The sequence below is a fragment of the Streptomyces sp. Act143 genome, assembly GCF_003143935.1.
Classification (GTDB): domain Bacteria; phylum Actinomycetota; class Actinomycetes; order Streptomycetales; family Streptomycetaceae; genus Streptomyces.
Genome location: NZ_QFRX01000001.1, coordinates 6,708,977 through 6,726,136, shown reverse-complemented (window position 1 = coordinate 6,726,136; position 17,160 = coordinate 6,708,977). Strand labels below are relative to the sequence as shown.

Here is a 17,160-nt window from a genome sequence, read left to right as displayed (position 1 = left end):
GACAAATCAACAGACTCGCCCCTGCCGGGGGCGGTCCGAAGCGCTACTGCCCGGACGAACCGCCCCCGAGGTCGCCGATCCACCCGGAGACCGTCCCGATCCAGTCCCCGATCTGGTCCCAGTAGCTCTTGCCGGTGCCGATCCAGTCCTGAAGGGGGCTCAGTTCCCAGATCAGCCAGCCCGCGACGAACAGGATGACGATCGTGAACAGGCACCCCTTGAGGCAGCCGAGCCCGGGGATCTTCATCGGATTGGCACTGCGCTGCCGCGGCTGCCGGGGCTCCCGCTGGGGCTGCTGGGGCTGCTGGGGCTGCTGGGGTGGCGGCGCGTAGCGCTGGGGCTGCGGCTGGGGGTGCGGCGGCGGGGCGTACCGCTGGGGCTGTTGCTGCTGCGGATAGCCGTAGCCCTGCTGCGGCTGCTGCTGGGGGCGCGGCTGCTGCTGCGGGCGCTGGACCTGCCGCTGGGGGCGGCGGCGCAGCGGGTCCTGGTTGGGGTCGAGGTACTGGACCTGCGTCTGTTCGTTGCGGTCCCGGGCGGCGCGCAGCTGGTTCTGCCAGGGGTGCGGGTCCTCGGGGCCGGGTCCGCCGGGCTGCTGGCCGGGCTGGCCCTGCGGCACCGGCGGCAGGACGGCCGTCGGGTCGGCCGCGCCGCGGTTCGGGAGCACGGCGGTGGGGTCGGCGGCGCCCACGTGCGGCAGGACGTTGGTCGCGGCGTTCGGGTCGTAGGCCCCCGCGCCGCCGTGCGGCAGCACCTGCGTGGGGTCGGCGGAACCCGGTACGGCGGCCGGGGCCGGGTCGGGCGCGAGGAGGGCGCCGACGTTCTCGGCGGCGGCGATCTGCGCGGAGTTCGCGTGCACCCCGATGCCCTGGGCGACGACCCGCAGGCCGCGTGCGAGGTTCTCGGCGCTGGGCCGGTCGTCGGGGTTCTTGCGCAGACAGCGCTCGATGACCGTCCACAGCGGGTCGGGGACCGTGGAGGGGCGGCGCGGCTCGGAGCTGAGGTGCTGGTGGAGCACTTCGAGGGCCGAGCCGCCGGAGAACGGCGGGCGGCCGGTGACCAGCTCGTACAGCAGGATGCCGGCGCCGTAGATGTCGACGGCGGAGGTCTGCGGGCGGCCCTCGGCGGACTCGGGGGCGACGTACGCGGGCGTGCCCACGAACTCGTGGGTGCGGGTCAGCCCCGGGGAGTCGGCGAGGCGGGCGATGCCGAAGTCCGTCAGCATCGGGTGCATCTGGCCGCCGTTCTGCTGGAGCAGGACGTTGGCGGGCTTCAGGTCGCGGTGGACGACGCCGTCGGCGTGGCTGGCGGCGAGCGCGTCGGCGATCTGCGCGGTGAGCAGGGCGGCGCCGACGGGGCTGAAGGGGCCGTTCTCACGGAGGTAGCGGTGCAGGTCGGGACCGTCGACCAGGTCCATGACCAGCGCCAGCAGATCACCCTCGACGACCAGGTCGCGCACCCGGACGATGTTGGGGTGGGTGAGCCGGAGCAGGACGGAGCGCTCCCGCAGGAACCGCATCACGATGTCCGGATCGCTCGCGAGCTCCTCCTTGAGGACCTTGATCGCGACGGTCTCACCGGGCTGGCCCTGGACGGCCGCCTCGGCGCCCGCGGCCTCGCGCTGGCGGGCTCGCCAGACGGTCCCCGTCGCGCCGCGTCCGAGCGGCTCCTCGAGGAGGTACTTGCTGCCTACCGGCCGCACGTCATGCGCTCCCTGCTTGCTTGCCTGTGTTCCGGTCCACTGTAGTGCCGCCTCCCCTGACGGCGGCCTGTCGTCCGTCTGTGCGTCTTACGTACCGGTTCCCAAGGTTGTTCGGTACTGGTTCCCGTAATTGTTCGAAGGAAAGACGCGCGACCCGGTCGACTGGTTGCCGGAGCCGGACGTGACCGATCTCAAGTGATCAACGGCGCGGCACTGGTCAGGCACTTTTGGGGGCAGAGCTGACCAATCAAGATCACTTGCCGTCGGTGGGCGGGCAGACTGTCAGTGGCAGGTGCGAGGATGCCTGCAGTACTGGCCGATGTGCTCGTGTGGGGTGGGGGACTGTCCGCGCCCGGGCAGAAGGGACCGCTGACGGCGATGCAGATCCGGCTGACCGTCGTAGACCCGCTGGCCCCGCCCGCCGAGGCGGCCCGGGGCCGCACCCCGAGCTGTGACCTGCTGGTCACGGCTCCCGCGGGGACGGCCCTGGCGTCGATAGCCTCCGCGCTCGCCTCCGCGGTCTCCGGCGACGGCGGCGCCCCCGCCTCCGGCCAGCCCGTGCTGTACGCCGGTGCCGAGCGGCTCGACGTCCAGCGCTGCACCCTCGGCGAGCCCCCGCTGACCGACGGCGCGGTGCTGTCCCTCGGCGCCCCCACCGACCCCGAGCCGCACCCCGAGGTCGACGACGCCCCGGCCCGCCTCGACGTGGTCGCCGGTCCGGACGCGGGCGGCGTCCACCTGCTGCACGGCGGCCGCATCGAGATCGGCCGCTCCGCCGCCGCCGACGTCCCGCTCGACGACCCGGACGTCTCCCGCCTGCACTGCGCGGTCACGGTCGCCGCCGACGGCCGCGTCTCGGTCGCCGACCTCGACTCCACGAACGGCACGGTCCTGGACGGCACCCGCGTGGGCGCCCGTCCGGTCCGCTTTCCCCCGGGCGCCCTGCTCCGCATCGGCGAGTCGGCCCTGCGCCTGGCTCCCCCCGGCGGCCCCGGGTTCCGGCTGCGCACCGCCCCGGACGGCGAGGGGCACGTACGCGTGCCCGCGCCCACGGACGACGACCCCGGCGTCGGTGGCGGCCCCGGCACACCCTCCGGCCCGACCGGCCACACCACCGGCACGGCCGGGTGGGCGGCGCCAGGACAGGGTCGAAGCCGCACCGGCCCCGAGGAACCCGTCGTGCCGGGCCAGGGCGGCGCACCCCGCATCGAGAGCCAGGCCGCCCGGACCCACGACACCCGGACCACCGGTTCCCGACGCCGGGTGTCCGGCGTGGCGGGGGCGACACGGGGCGGCGCGGGCACAGGCGCCGCAGGTTCGGGCGTCGCGGGGGCCACACGCGTTGGCGCGGGCAACTCAGGTTCGGGCGTCGCGGGGTCGGCACGCGGTGGCGCGGGCACAGGCGCCTCGGGTTCCGGAGCGGAGGCGTCCCGCGCGGGCGCCGGGGACAGTGAGCAGACACACGCGGGACGGCTGGGCGCGGGACAGGCGGGGCACGCCCTCGCGCACGGCGACCATCCGGACGGCTACTCCTCGCGCGGTGACCTTGCGCGGGGCGACCTTTCGAGGGGTGCCGGTTCGCGGGGTGACTCCTCGCGGGGCGACTCCTCGCGGGGTGAGTCTTCGCGGGGTGAGTCTTCGCGGGGCGCGGACCTCGGGATCGCGGGCCACGGAGGCGCGGACCTCGGGGGCACGCGAGGAGGTCACGCCGCGTCCGGCAACTCCCCGGCTCGCGGGCGGACTTCAGCCGACCCGGCCCAGGACAGCCCCGTCGGCGGCACCGCGTCCTACGCCGACTCCCCGCACACGCCCTCCGCCAACTCCCCGCACACACCCTCCGCCCGCACCGATCCCCCGCAAGGCACTCCCTCCAGCTCTCCGCAAAGCGCTCCCCCCGGCCCCCCGCAGAGCGCCCCCTCCGGCCGCGCCCCGGCGCGCGGCGATGCGTCCGACGAGCACGCCCGCGCCGGCGACGCCGCGGACGTTCCGGACAGCGGGCGCCGCAAAGGCACGCCGCTGCGCGGCACCGACGTACCGCAGGGCCTGCGCAGACGCGGCGGGCTCGGCGCGTGGGCGCGGCGGCTGACCGGTGGACGCGGTGAGCAGGGCCCCGCGTCGGACCGGAGCGAGGCGTACGGCGAGGAGACGGCCGTCCCGGCCACGGAACCCGCGGCCGATGCGCCCCAGGTGCCGGAGACCTGGCCGGACCCGGCGGCGCTGCTGCTGACGGCGCTCGGGCCCGGGCCCCGGCTGTGGGAGCGCGGGCCGGGGCACCCGGAAGCGCTGACCGTGCGGCTGGGCACGGCCGACCGGGCGGCGCCCGACGGCTCGGGTCTGCTGCCCGCGGTCCCGGTGACCGCCGACCTGCGGGAGGCAGGCGCCCTGGGGCTGGCCGGGCCGCGCGCGCGGCTGTCCGGGCTGGCCCGCGCGGTGCTGGCCCAGCTCGCCGCGCTGCACTCCCCCGACACCCTGGAAATAGTCCTGATCAGCGCGGACCGCTCGCGCCCGGCCGCGGAGCGCACCGCCGAGTGGTCCTGGCTGGGCTGGCTCCCGCATCTGCGCCCGGGCCACGGCCAGGACTGCCGTCTGCTCCTCGCCTACGACCGTGAACAGGCGACGGCGCGTACGGAGGAGCTGCTCAGAAGGCTGGAGGACGCACCGCCCGCGCAGCCCACGGCGGCGGCAGCCCGGCGGCCCTCCTGGGCGCAGGACGACGGCACCGCCGACGCGTCCCCCTTCGCCGGGCCGTACACGGTCCTCGTCGTGGACGGCGACCCCGGCGGCGCCGATGTGCGCGAGGCGGTGGCGCGGCTGGCGTGGGAGGGGCCGCGGGCCGGCATCCATGTGGTGTGTCTCGCCGAGACGTCACCGGCCTCGCCCGCCTCGCCGGTGACGGAGACGTACGAGGCCGCGTGCACGGCGGCGCCGACGTTCCGCGCGTGCGGTGCGGTCGCGCTGCTCAGCGGTGACGTGGCGACGGCGCTGCGGCTGCTGCGGGTGGCGCGGGCGCCCGGCGGAGGCACCGGCGACCTCGCCCCCGTCAGCGAGACCCCCTCCGGCCCCGTCGGTCACGGCACCGTGGCCGCCGTGGACGCCGTCTCCCCCGCCTGGGCGGAGCGGTTCGCGCGGGCGCTCGCGCCGATGCGCACGGACGGCACGGCAGCGGACCGGCTCGCGCGCGTGTCGGCGCCGCTGCCCCAGATGGCCCGGTTGCTGGACGAGTTGGGGCTGGCCAGGGCCACCCCGGCGTCGCTGATGGCGCGGTGGGCGGACGCGGCGGACGACACCGAGGCGCTCGGCGGCCGGGCGTGGGCGGTGCTCGGCGCCGGGCCGCGCGGGCCGGTCGGCGCGGACCTGGTGGCCGACGGTCCGCACCTGCTGATCGAGGGGCCCGCGGGCAGCGGCCGTACGGAACTGCTGCGGGCGGTCGTCGCCTCGCTGGCGGCGGCCGAGCGGCCCGACCGGCTGAGCGTCGTGCTGATGGACGGCCGGGACAGCGTGGGCGCGGGCGCCGGCGGCCACGGCGAGGGCCTGCGGGTGTGTACGGACGTACCGCATGTGACCACCCATCTCGCCGCCAACGACCCGGTCCGGATGCGGGAGTTCGCGCAATCCCTGAGCGCCGAGCTGAAGCGCCGGGCGGAGCTGCTGGGCCGGTCCGACTTCGCCGAGTGGCACACGGGCCGTGAGCTGTCGGGGCGTATGGTCGCCCAGCGGGGTGCCGCCGGGACCGGCGACCTCGACTCCCCGCCCAGCTCGACCATGCGGCTGCGCCCCGGTGCGGCCCGTCAGCGGACGGAGCCGGCGCCGCCGTTGCCGCGTCTCGTCGTGGTCGTCGACGACCTGGACGCGCTGGTGCAGCCGCCGCTGGGTTCCCCCGGCAGACCGTCGGCGGGCTCGGTCGTGCGCGCGCTGGAGGCCGTGGCGCGGGAGGGCGAGCGGCTGGGCGTCCATCTGGTCGCCGCGGCGACCTCCGGCGGCCGTACGGCGGAGTCGGAGGCCGCCCGGCGGGCGACGCTGCGGGTCGTGCTGGACGCGGTGGCGGCGGGACCTGACGAACCGGCGCCGGGGCGTGGGCGGTTGACGTGGGCGGACGGCCGGACGACCGCGTTCCAGGGCGGCCGGGTCACCGGCCGCATCCCGCGGACGGCGACGCTGCGGCCGACGGTGGTGCCGTTGGACTGGGAGCGGATGGGCGACCCGCCGGCCCGCCGTCCGGTACGCGAACTGGGCAACGGGCCGACGGACTTGGCGTTGCTGGCGAGCGCGTTGGAGCGGGCGGCACGCGAGGTCGCGGCCACCGAGGTGCCCTCTCTCCTCTAGTGCCGGGCGTCGCGGGGCAGGCGGGACTTTCGCAACAGGCCCTGGGGCCGAAGCCGTTGCGTCACGGCTTGGGCTGTGGCCCTGTCCTGGACGCAGCGTTACGACGCCGCAACGATCGTCCGGTTGACACCGCACGCGGTCTTGCCGACCCCATGCCCCCGGCGTAGACCAGAGCCCACGGGACAGCGCTCGACGTTCGACGAGGACGAAGAACGGGGCAGTGATGCGCAGCACGAGCAGCACACACCGGACACGCAGGACCGCCGCGGCGACCGCCGCCCTCCTCGCGGGAGCACTCGTGCTCACCGCGTGCGGCGGAGACGACGACAACGCAAGCGACAACGAGAGCAAGGGCACGGGGACCGGCACCTCCGTGACCCTTCCCAAGCTCGACGGCCAGACCCTGGAGGTCGCCGCCGTCTGGACCGGGGCGGAGCAGGAGAACTTCACCCAGGTCCTGAAGGAGTTCACCAAACGCACCGGCGCCAAGGTCAAGTTCGTGCCGACCGGCAACAACACCTCCACCTTCCTCGGCGCCAAGATCGAGGGCGGTCAGCCACCGGACGTGGCGTTCCTGCCGCAGGTCGGCGTGCTCAAGCAGTTCGCGGAGAAGAAGTGGCTCAAGCCCCTCGGGCCGGAGGCCAAGGCCCAGTTGGACAAGAACTTCTCGCAGGGGTGGCGTGACCTGGGGGCGGTCGGCGGCCAGCAGTACGGCGTGTACGCGAAGGCCGCCAACAAGTCCCTGATCTGGTACAACACCGCGGCCTTCGACGCGGCCGGGATCACGGACACGCCGAAGACGTGGAAGGAGTTCATCTCCACCGCGCAGACCCTGTCCGACGCCGGTTCGCCCGCCGTCTCCGTCGGCGGCGCCGACGGCTGGACGCTCACGGACTGGTTCGAGAACGTCTATCTGTCCCAGGCGGGCCCGGAGAAGTACGACCAGTTGGCCCAGCACAAGATCAAGTGGACGGATCCCTCGGTCAAGCAGGCCCTCACCACCCTCGCCGAGCTGTGGGGCAGGGACGAGTTGCTCGCGGGCGGACGCAAGGGCGCACTGGACACGGACTTCCCGAAGTCGGTCACCCAGGCCTTCACCGGTGACACCCCGGCCGCGATGGTCTACGAGGGCGACTTCGTCACCGCGAACATCAACGCCGACACCAAGGCGAAGGTGGGCACGGACGCCAAGGTCTTCCCGTTCCCGGCGGTCGGCTCCGACTCCCCCGTGGTCAGCGGCGGTGACGTGGCCGTGGCGCTCAAGGACGGCAAGGGCGCCCAGGCGCTGCTGACGTTCCTCGCCTCGACCGACGCGGCCGAGATCTGGGCGGCGCAGGGCGGCTTCATCTCCCCGAACAAGGAGATGGACCAGGCGAAGTACAAGGACGATGTGACGGGGCAGATCGCCAAGGCGCTGATCGCCGCCGGTGACGACTTCCGGTTCGACATGTCCGACCAGGCCCCGGCGGCGTTCGGCGGCACGCAGGGCACCGGTGAGTGGAAGGACCTCCAGGACTTCCTGAGCAACCCGAGTGATGTGGCCGGCGCCCAGCAGAAGCTGGAGGCCGACGCGGCCAAGGCGTACGGGTCGAGCTGACACCGATGGCCTCGGTGGCGAACTCGACGGAGGGCGCCGGCGCACTGCCGACGCCCTCCGCGTCTCCGCACAAGAGCGTGACGCGGACCAGACTGTGGGTGGCGGCGCTGTTCCTGCTGCCCGCGCTGGTCCTGCTCGGCGCGCTCGTGGTCTACCCGATCGGGTACTCGATCTGGCGCAGCCTCTACGACGCCGACGGCTCGCACTTCGTCGGCCTGGACAACTACGGCGACATCTTCAGCAATGACGCCACGCTGACCGCCGTGCGCAACACCGCGATCTGGGTGGCGGTCGCCCCGGCCGTGGTCACCGCGCTGGGTCTGATCTTCGCGGTGCTGACCGAACGGGTGCGCTGGGGCACGGCGTTCAAGCTGATCGTCTTCATGCCGATGGCGATCTCGATGCTGGCCGCGGGCATCATCTTCCGGCTGGTGTACGCGGCGGACCCGGATCAGGGTGTCGCGAACGCGGTGGTGACGAGCGTGCACGACGCGTTCGTGGACTCCTCGGTGTATCCGAAGGCCCGGCCGAACGCGGCGGTGAGCGATCTGAAGCCCTCGGGCGGCGGCTCGTTCACGTCGACCGGCACCGTGCACGCGGGCACCCCGGCCCTGCTGCCGCTGGTCGGCATCGCCCCGAACCGGCTCCCCGGCACCCCCGAGGACGCCAAGGCGGCCACCGGCGCGGGCATCGACGGCACGGTGTGGCTGGACTTCAAGCTGGGCGGCGGCGGTACGAAGGGTCAGATCGACGCCGGTGAGAAGGCGCTGAAGGGCGTCAAGATCGAGGCGGTGAAGGACGGCGAGGTCGTCGCCTCGACGAAGAGCGGCGCCGACGGCACCTTCCATCTGCCCGGCGAGGCGGACGGGGCCCAACTCCGGTTGCCCGGCTCGAACTTCGCGGCTGCCTACAACGGCATCGACTGGCTGGGCCCGACCCTGGTCACCCCGGCGATCATCGGGGCGTACGTGTGGATGTGGGCGGGTTTCGCGATGATCCTGATCGCGGCCGGTCTCGCGGGCGTGGACCGCAATCTCCTGGAGGCGGCCCGGGTGGACGGCGCCAACGAGTGGCAGGTGTTCAGAAAGGTCACGGTGCCGATGCTGGCGCCGGTCCTGGTCGTCGTCCTCGTCACGCTGATGATCAACGTGATGAAGATCTTCGACCTGGTCTACATCATCGCCCCGCAGCCCACCATGGACGACGCCAACGTGCTGGCGCTCCAACTGTTCCAGTCGTCCTTCGGCGGCGGCGCCAGCTACGGCATCGGCAGCGCGATCGGCGTCATCCTGCTGCTGCTCGTACTGCCGGTGATGTGGGTCAATCTGCGCCGGCTGCGGAAGGAGCGTGAGCGGTGACCACTCTCGACACGACCGTGCGCGCCAGGCGCTCCCTCCCAGCCCGGGTGGCGAGCGCGGCGGGCGGCGGCGTCCTGCGGGTCTTCCTGATCGTCGTCGCGCTGGTCTGGCTGGTGCCGACCTTCGGGCTGCTGGTCTCGTCGTTCCGCGACCCGACCGACATCGCCGCCTCGGGCTGGTGGAAGGTGTTCAGCGCGCCGGGCCAGCTGACCGCGCACAGCTACGACACGCTCCTGAAGAACGAGACGATCACCGACTCCCTGTTCAACACCGTCTGGATCACGGTCCCGGCGACCGTGCTGGTGGTGCTCATCGGCGCGATGGCGGGCTACGCCTTCGCGTGGATGGACTTCAAGGGCCGCGACGCCTGGTTCATGGTCGTGGTGGGGCTGCTGGTGGTGCCGGTGCAGGTGGCGCTGATCCCGCTGACGGTGCTGTTCCGGGAGCTCGGGATCTTCGGCGACATCATCGCCGCGGTCCTGTTCCACGTCGGCTTCGGACTGCCGTTCGCAATCTTCCTGTTGCGCAACTTCTTCGCGGAGATCCCCCGGGAGCTCCTGGAGGCGGCGCGTCTCGACGGGGCGAACGAGGCACGGCTGTTCGCGACGGTGGTGCTCCCCCTCGCGGCACCCGCACTCGCCTCGCTGGGCATCTTCCAGTTCCTGTGGGTGTGGAACGACATGCTGGTGGCGCTGGTGTTCACCAACGCCGACTCGCAGCCGCTGACGGTCGCCCTGCAGCAGCAGGTACGGCAGTTCGGCAGCAACATCGAGATCCTGGCGACCGGCGCCTTCATCTCGATGGTCATCCCGCTGATCGTGTTCTTCGCGTTCCAGCGGCAGTTCGTGTCCGGCGTGATGGCGGGCGCGGTCAAGTAGCGCTTACGGCAAGGGGATTGGCGCTTCCGAGGGGGCGGGCCGAGGGCGGTCCGTCCCCTCGGGTCCGCCTGGAATCCCCCGTATGCCGTAAGCGACGTAACCAAGTCACTCCACCGGCCGTTGCCGGGCCGAACGCCCGCGCCGACCCCTCCCCCATGGATGTGCCTTGCCCAGGTTCAGTGTCATCGTCCCCGCGTACCAGGTTCAGGCGTATCTGCACGAGTGCCTGGAGTCGGTGCTCTCCCAGTCGTGTCCGGACCTGGAACTGATCGCCGTCGACGACTGCTCGCCGGACGCCTGCGGGGCGATCGTCGACGAGTTCGCCGCCCGCGACCCCCGGGTGCGGCCGGTGCACCTGGCGGAGAACCGGGGGCTCGGCCCGGCCCGCAACGCCGGTCTCGCGGCGGCGACGGGCGACTACGTGGTGTTCCTGGACGGCGACGACACCCTCACCGCGGACGCGCTCCAGGCGATCGCCGACCGGCTGAAGGAGACGGGCGAGCCGGACGTGCTGGTCTACGGCCACGCGCGCACCGACTGGCGGGGCGACGCCGCCCCCAACCCCTTCGCCCCGCAGCTCACCGAGCAGGGACCGGCGCCGTTCCGACTGGAGGACCGCCCCGGACTGCTGCGGTCACCCACAGCGGCGTGGGACAAGGCGTACCGCCGGGAGTTCGTGGAGCGCGCGGGCTTCCGCTTCCCGCCCGGCTCCCGCGCGGACGCCCCTTGGACGTACCAGGTGCTGATGACGGCGGACACGATCGCGACGCTGGACCGGGTGAGCGTGCACCACCGGCAGCGCCGCGGCACCGGCACCTTCCGCCCCTTCGATGTCTTCGACCAGTACGACCGGCTCTTCGCGTTCCTCGACCAGCACCCCGAACTCGCGCGGTGGCGGCCGGAGTTGTTCCGCCGCATGGTCGACTGCCTGACCACGGTGTTCACCGAGCGGCACCGGCTGCCGCGGGGCACGCACGCCGAGTTCCTGCGCCGGACCCGTGACCACTACCGCCGGTACCGCACCCCGGGCCACCCGGTCCCGCTGCGCTCCCGCCTGCGCCACACGCTGGTCCGCCTGAACCTGCCGCGCACGTACCGCGCGCTGGAGTGGGCCAAGCGGCTCGGCCGCCGGACCAAGGCCCTCGCCGCCCGCCTGGCCGGCTCCCTGCACACGGTCGCCCTGCGCCTCCACTACCGCGTCCAGCTGCGCCTCCCCCTGCACGAGGACCGCGCGGTCTTCGCCGCGTACCGGGACCGCGGCCACGGCTGCCACCCGGGCGCCCTGGAGGCGGCATTCCGCGACCTCGCCCCGCACATCCGCACGGCGTGGATCGCCGCCCCCGAGCACCACCACACGATCCCCACCGCGACCCGCCGACTGCGCCCCGGCACCGCCGCCCACTGGACGGCGCTGGCCCGCTCCAAGTACCTCGTCAGCAACGTCGAGTTCGACCGCCGCCTGGTCAAGCGCCCCGGCCAGGTCCTCGTCCAGACCCAGCACGGCACTCCGCTCAAGCACATGGGCCTGGACCTCCTCGAACGCCCCGCCGCCGCCCGCGACCTGGACTTCGCGGCGCTCCTCGACGACGTCGACAAATGGGACTACGTCCTGTCCGCCAACCGTCACGCCACCCTGACCTGGGAGCGGGCCCTCCCCGGCGGCTACACCACGCTCCCGTACGGCAGTCCCCGCAACGACGTGTTCCTGCGGGCCACTTCGGAGGACGTGCGGCGACACCGCGAGCAACTCGGCATCCCGGAGGGGACGGTGGCGATCCTGTACGCGCCGACCCACCGCGACTACCGCCGCACCCAGCGCTCCGCGCTCGACCTGGACCGCGTCCTGCGCCGCCTGGGCCCGCGCTTCGTCGTCCTCGCCCGCGCCCACCACCGGCACGGGGGTCCGCTCGCCTCCGGTTCGGCCCGGGTCGTCGACGTCACCGACCACCCGAGCGTGGAGTCGCTCTGCCTCGCCTCGGACGCCCTGGTCACCGACTACTCGTCCCTGATGTTCGACTACGCCAACCTGGACCGGCCGATCGTGATCCACGCCGCCGACGACGACCACGCGGCGTACGAGGCGGCCCGCGGCACCTACTTCGACCTGCGCTCCTTCCCGCCGGGCGCGGTCGCGCGCAGCGAGGACGAGCTGATCGACATCTTCGCCACCGGCCACTGGCGCGGCTCCCGCTCCACCCAGCTGCGCTCGGCGTTCCGTGAGCGTTTCTGCCCGTACGACGACGGCCGCGCCGCCGAGCGGGTCGTACGCCGTGTGGTGCTGGGCGAGACCGAGCTGCCGCCGGTGGTGCCGCTCGCCGAGCGGTTCCCGGTGCCGTCCGCGGCGGCGGCCCTCGCGCACTCCCCGCTGGCCACGGTGCCGCGACCGGCGGCTCCCGCGTCGCCCGCGGCCCCTGCCGTCGAAAGCATCTGACCAAAGCCTCGCCACCGAACCCTGGTCAGCAACCCCCCACCGCCGCGCCCTCGCCACCGAACCCTGGTCAGCACCCCCCCCACCGCCGCGCCCTCGCCCCCGGAGTCCGCATGCCGTCCAGCCCGTCCCGGCCCACCCCGACCCGCCCGTCCACCTGGCGTCCGGCCGGGCGCCCCGGCCGCTGACCGCTCCCGCACGCACGAGCAGGGGCGAAGGCCGGTGCGGGAAGCACCGGCCTTCGCCCCTGTGTGACGACGGTCCGCCGATGGGTGACAACGGTCCGACGACTGACGCCTACTCGATGACGAGTTCGACCGGGACGTTGCCGCGGGTGGCGTTGGAGTACGGGCAGACCTGGTGGGCGGCCTCGACGAGCTTGCGGCCGGTGGCCTCGTCGACGCTGTCCGGCAGCTCGACGCGGAGGGTGACGGCGAGCGCGAAGCCCTCGCCCTGCTTGCCTATGCCGACCTCGGCGGTCACCGCGGCGTCGCTGACGTCGACCTTGGCCTGGCGGCCGACCAGCCCGAGGGCGCTGCCGAAACAGGCGGCGTAACCGGCGGCGAAGAGCTGCTCGGGGTTGGTGCCCTGACCGTTGCCGCCCATCTCCACCGGGAAGCTCAGCGGGAGGTCGATCTTGCCGTCGTTGGAGACGGCGCGACCCTCGCGGCCGTGGGTGGCGGTGGCGACTGCGGTGTAGAGCGCGTCCATGGAAAACCAGTCCTCTCGGAGGTCGTGACTCGGGTCGTGAACCCGATGACCACAAGTAGAGCACACAATTAAGTTGTGCACAACTAAATTGCCTTCACGAGCTACCCTGGGACCATGACCACGCCCACGAGCCCCACGAGCGACTGGCTCCGCCTGGACCAGCAGATCTGCTTCTCCCTGCACGCCGCGTCCCGCGCCTTCAACGGCGTCTACCGCGTGATCCTCAAGGACCTGGGGCTCACGTACCCCCAGTACCTGGTGATGCTGGTCCTCTGGGAACAGGGCGACCTGCCGGTCAAGAAGCTGGGGGAGCACCTGCGCCTCGACTCCGGCACGCTCTCCCCGCTGCTCAAGCGCCTGGAGGCGGCCGGCCTGGTGCGCCGGGAGCGCAGCGCGCGCGACGAGCGGTCCGTGGAGGTGCGGCTCACCGAGGAGGGCACGGCCCTGCGCGAGGCCGCGCTCCAGGTGCCCCGGCGCATCGCCGCCGCGACCGGGTTCGACGTCGACGAGATCCGGGAGCTGCGGACCCGGCTGGACGAGCTGACGACGGCGCTGGACCTGGCGGCCTCCCGGGCGGCGACGGAGGAGTAACCGCCCGGCACACCCCCTTTGAACGAGAAACACGGCATTTTTGAACGAGAAACACGGCATTCGCACCCCTTACGATCCGCCGTGATGACACGACGTCCGCTCCTCCTGGTGGCCGCCGCCTGGCTCACCACCCGCGCCCTGATGCTGTGGCTGCTCGCCCACGACACGCTGCCGCCGCTGGGCGGAGGCGGCGTCGCCCGTGAGGTGTGGCGGCTGTACGCCCACTGGTACGGCGTCCTGTCGGCCGGCGCCTTTCCCGCCGACGACCCGCTCTGGCAGTACCCGCCGGGCGCGGCCCCGGTCCTGCTGTCCCCCGCGCTGCTGCCGGGCCTGACGTACTTCCGGGCGTTCGTGGCCCTGACCCTGCTCGCCGACGCGGCGATCACGTACGCGCTGTCCCGCGCGGGCAGCCGCCCAGGCCGCAGCCTGCGCGGCGCGGCCCTGTGGACCGGCGGGCTCCCGCTCCTCCTGCACGTGCCGCTCGCACGCTACGACGTGCAGGCCACCGCCCTGGCCGTCATCGCCCTGTTGACGTCGGAGCGCTCCACGCGCGCGTGCGGCGCGTTCGCGGCCCTGGGCGCGCTGGTGAAGGGGTGGCCGGTGCTGGTGCTGCTGGGCGTGGCACGGGGCCGCGCGACCCGCTCGGCATGGACGGGAGCGGCGCTGACGGCGACGGCGGCCCTCGCCGTCCTGGCGGCCCTCTTCGACCACCCCTTCGCGTTCCTGCGCCAGCAGGGCGGCCGGGGTGTGCAGATCGAGTCCCTCGGCGGCACGGCACTGGGTCTGGCGACCCACGCCGGCTGGCCGGGCACGGTCCGCTACCAGTACGGCGCGCTGGAGTACACGGGCCCGTACGTGTCCCTGGTCGCCCACGCCTCGCTGGCCGCCACGGCGGTCGCCTTCGGGCTCCTGCTGTGGTGGCGGGTGCGGGCCCGGCACCGGACGCCGGCGACCGCGTACGACGCGGCCCTGACGGCCGTCCTCCTCTTCACGGCGACCAGCCGGGTGATCAGCCCGCAGTACATGATCTGGCTGCTGGGCCTGGCCGCGATGTGCCTGACCTCCCGGCACACCGCGCAACGCCCGGTGGCCGCGCTGATCGTGGCCGCGACGGCGGTCAGCGCGGTGGTGTACCCGGTGCTGTACGCCGAGGTGGCGGCCGCGACCTGGACGGGCTGCGCGCTGATGCTCGTACGCAACGGCCTGCTGGCGACGGCGGCGGCGCTGTCCTTCACGCGCCTGTGGCGCACGACGGGCGCCCGCCCGGAGCCACTTCCCGCCCCGGCCCGCGCGCAGGACGCCGCCCTGACTGTCCCCGGTGGGCTGCGCCGCCTGATTGACTGATACCGCTGTCCGAGCAGCAGCTGATGCCGCTGTCCGAGCAGCGCCGGACGCACCACCACGCTCCACCTCACGAGGGGACGGCCGTAGATGACCTGGCTGATCACCGGCGGCGCCGGATACATCGGGGCGCACGTCGTACGGGCGCTGACCGAGGCGGGCGAGCACGCGGTGGTGTACGACGACCTGTCCACGGGCATCGCCGAGCGCGTGCCGGACGGGGTGCCGCTGGTGGTCGGTTCCACGCTGGACGCCGAGCGGGTGGCGCGCGCCCTGGCCGACCACCGGATCAGCGGGGTCGTGCATCTGGCGGCGAAGAAGCAGGTGGGCGAGTCGGTCGACCGGCCGCTGCACTACTACCGGGAGAACGTGGAGGGCCTGCGCGTCCTGCTGGAGCAGGTGACCGCGGCCGGGGTGCCGTCCTTCGTGTTCTCGTCGTCGGCGGCGGTGTACGGCATGCCGGACGTGGAGCTGGTGACGGAGGAGACGCCGTGCGTGCCCATGTCGCCGTACGGCGAGACGAAGCTGGCCGGGGAGTGGCTGGTCCGTGCCACCGGCCGGGCCACGGGCCTCGCCACGGCCTCGCTCCGCTACTTCAACGTGGCGGGCGCGGCGGCCCCCGCCCTCGCCGACACGGGCGTGTTCAACCTGATCCCCATGGTCTTCGAGAAGCTCACCGAGAACGCGCCCCCGCGCATCTTCGGCGACGACTACCCGACCCCCGACGGCACCTGCGTCCGCGACTACATCCACGTGGTCGACCTGGCGGAGGCGCACGTGGCGGCGGCCCGCGCCCTGCGCTCCGCCCCCGGCCGCGACCTCACCCTCAACATCGGCCGCGGCGAAGGAGTCTCCGTCCGCGAGATGATCGACCGCATCAACGCCGTCACCGGTCACGACCGCCCCCCGACCGTCACCCCGCGCCGCCCGGGCGACCCGGCCCGGGTCGTCGCCGCCGCCGACCGCATCGCCACGGAACTCGGCTGGAAGGCCAAGCACGACGTCCAGGACATGATCACGTCGGCGTGGGAGGGCTGGGTACGCCTGCATCCGGAGGCGGCACGCGACTAGGCCGTGTTTTAGAAGTGGGCCTCGCCCCTTGCCCTGTGCCGTGATGATCGCGGTGTGGGGCGAGGGGATCTTTCTGACGGGCAGTGGGCTGTGCTGGAGCCGCTGTTGCCGGTCGCGGTGCTGGGGCGGCCATCGTTGGGTCGGCGGAGACTGATCGACGGGATCCGTTGGCGGGTGCGGACCGGTGCTCCGTGGCGGGATCTGCCGTCGGAGTACGGGCCGTGGCAGACCGTCTACGGGCTCTTTCGCCGCTGGCAACGTGACGGCACCTGGCCCGAACTGCTGACCCGGCTGCAGGCCCGGGCGGATGCGGACGGGCTGATCACGTGGGAGGTCAACGTGGACTCCACGATCTGCCGAGCCCATCAACACGCCGCAGGCGCCCGCCGTGACGGACAGGCCCAGAAGGAACCGCCGGGCGGAACCCGCCCCGAGCCCGACGACCACGGTCTGGGCCGGTCACGGGGAGGCTTCACCACCAAGATCCATCTGGCCTGCGAGCAAGGCCAACGGCCGCTGTCGTTGCTGGTCACCGCCGGTCAGCGTGGTGACAGTCCTCAGTTCGCCGCCGTCCTGGAAGGCATCCGGGTGCCCCGCACCAGACCCGGCCGTCCTCGTGTCCGGCCGCTGCGGGTACGGGGCGACAAGGCGTACTCCTCCCGCGCCAACCGGGCCTACCTTCGAAAGCGCGGAATCCGCTGCACGATCCCGGAGCCCGCCGACCAGGCCGCCAACCGCAGACGGCGCGGCAAAGCCGGCGGGCGGCCTCCAGCGTTCGACCGCGAGGACTACAAAGCCCGGCACGCGGTCGAGTGCGGAATCAACCGGCTCAAGCGCAACCGCGCGGTCGCCACCAGGTTCGACAAACTCGCCGTCCGCTTCGAAGCCACCGTTCTGATCGCCGCCATCGGCGAATGGTTATGACCGGCCTGAACCGTCGGTGCCACGTGCCATGCTGACCGCGACCAGGTGCTCAGGGTGAGGGAGAGGCAACGATGGGGGCTCAGTACTACGGCGCCGACAGCGAGAACGGCGACCGCATCGACGACCCCTCCGAGGACGCGCTGTTCATGATGATCAGCGACCTCAACGACTCCGACAACACGTTCGTGGTCGTCCAGCCGGACGAGGACGATCCTGTCTGGTTCGCCTCCGTGGCCGTC

Annotated in this window: 11 protein-coding genes; 9 read left to right on the top strand and 2 right to left on the bottom strand. The window is 73.2% G+C overall.

Annotation, left to right across the window (positions count from 1 at the left end; genetic code table 11):
• Positions 1 to 43 precede the first annotated feature (43 nt).
• Positions 44 to 1,699: a serine/threonine-protein kinase gene (locus tag DI272_RS30785; RefSeq protein ID WP_109498454.1), complete on the bottom strand. Its 1,656-nt coding sequence runs from the start codon at positions 1,697 to 1,699 to the stop codon at positions 44 to 46.
• Between the two features lie 378 nt (positions 1,700 to 2,077).
• Here DI272_RS30785 and DI272_RS30780 point away from each other — a divergent pair, with 378 nt between their 5' ends.
• From DI272_RS30780 to DI272_RS30760, 5 genes are all read left to right on the top strand, one after another.
• Positions 2,078 to 6,022: an FHA domain-containing protein gene (locus tag DI272_RS30780; RefSeq protein WP_109501136.1), complete on the top strand. Its 3,945-nt coding sequence runs from the start codon at positions 2,078 to 2,080 to the stop codon at positions 6,020 to 6,022.
• Positions 6,023 to 6,245: 223 nt separating this feature from the next.
• A complete protein-coding gene (locus DI272_RS30775; RefSeq protein ID WP_109498453.1) occupies positions 6,246 to 7,619 on the top strand; it encodes an ABC transporter substrate-binding protein in 1,374 nt (457 codons plus the stop codon).
• 77 nt (positions 7,620 to 7,696) lie between these two features.
• On the top strand, positions 7,697 to 8,977 hold the full coding sequence (locus DI272_RS30770; RefSeq protein WP_375138080.1) for a carbohydrate ABC transporter permease: 1,281 nt from the start codon (positions 7,697 to 7,699) through the stop codon (positions 8,975 to 8,977).
• Entirely contained in the window at positions 8,974 to 9,855 is an 882-nt protein-coding gene (locus DI272_RS30765) for a carbohydrate ABC transporter permease (protein WP_109498451.1), read from the top strand. The genes DI272_RS30770 and DI272_RS30765 overlap by 4 nt, the downstream gene beginning before the upstream one ends.
• 166 nt (positions 9,856 to 10,021) lie before the next feature.
• Positions 10,022 to 12,286: a bifunctional glycosyltransferase family 2 protein/CDP-glycerol:glycerophosphate glycerophosphotransferase gene (locus DI272_RS30760; protein ID WP_109498450.1), complete on the top strand. Its 2,265-nt coding sequence runs from the start codon at positions 10,022 to 10,024 to the stop codon at positions 12,284 to 12,286.
• A 294-nt stretch (positions 12,287 to 12,580) separates the two neighbouring features.
• On the opposite strand, the gene DI272_RS30755 is transcribed toward DI272_RS30760, so the two are convergent.
• Complete coding sequence (locus DI272_RS30755) at positions 12,581 to 12,994, bottom strand: organic hydroperoxide resistance protein (protein ID WP_109498449.1); 414 nt, start codon at positions 12,992 to 12,994, stop codon at positions 12,581 to 12,583.
• Between the two features lie 114 nt (positions 12,995 to 13,108).
• Between DI272_RS30755 and DI272_RS30750 the strand changes: the two genes are divergently transcribed.
• From DI272_RS30750 to DI272_RS30735, 4 genes are all read left to right on the top strand, one after another.
• Positions 13,109 to 13,585: a MarR family winged helix-turn-helix transcriptional regulator gene (locus DI272_RS30750; protein ID WP_109498448.1), complete on the top strand. Its 477-nt coding sequence runs from the start codon at positions 13,109 to 13,111 to the stop codon at positions 13,583 to 13,585.
• 84 nt (positions 13,586 to 13,669) lie between these two features.
• Positions 13,670 to 14,929: a glycosyltransferase family 87 protein gene (locus DI272_RS30745; RefSeq protein WP_109501135.1), complete on the top strand. Its 1,260-nt coding sequence runs from the start codon at positions 13,670 to 13,672 to the stop codon at positions 14,927 to 14,929.
• A gap of 87 nt (positions 14,930 to 15,016) precedes the next feature.
• Positions 15,017 to 15,997 (top strand): UDP-glucose 4-epimerase GalE, encoded by a 981-nt coding sequence (galE, locus tag DI272_RS30740; protein WP_109498447.1) that lies wholly within the window; start codon positions 15,017 to 15,019, stop codon positions 15,995 to 15,997.
• 54 nt (positions 15,998 to 16,051) lie between these two features.
• The gene (locus DI272_RS30735; RefSeq protein WP_109498446.1) at positions 16,052 to 16,921 is read left to right on the top strand and encodes an IS5 family transposase; all 870 of its coding nucleotides are present in this window, start codon (positions 16,052 to 16,054) and stop codon (positions 16,919 to 16,921) included.
• The last annotated feature ends 239 nt before the right edge of the window (positions 16,922 to 17,160 follow it).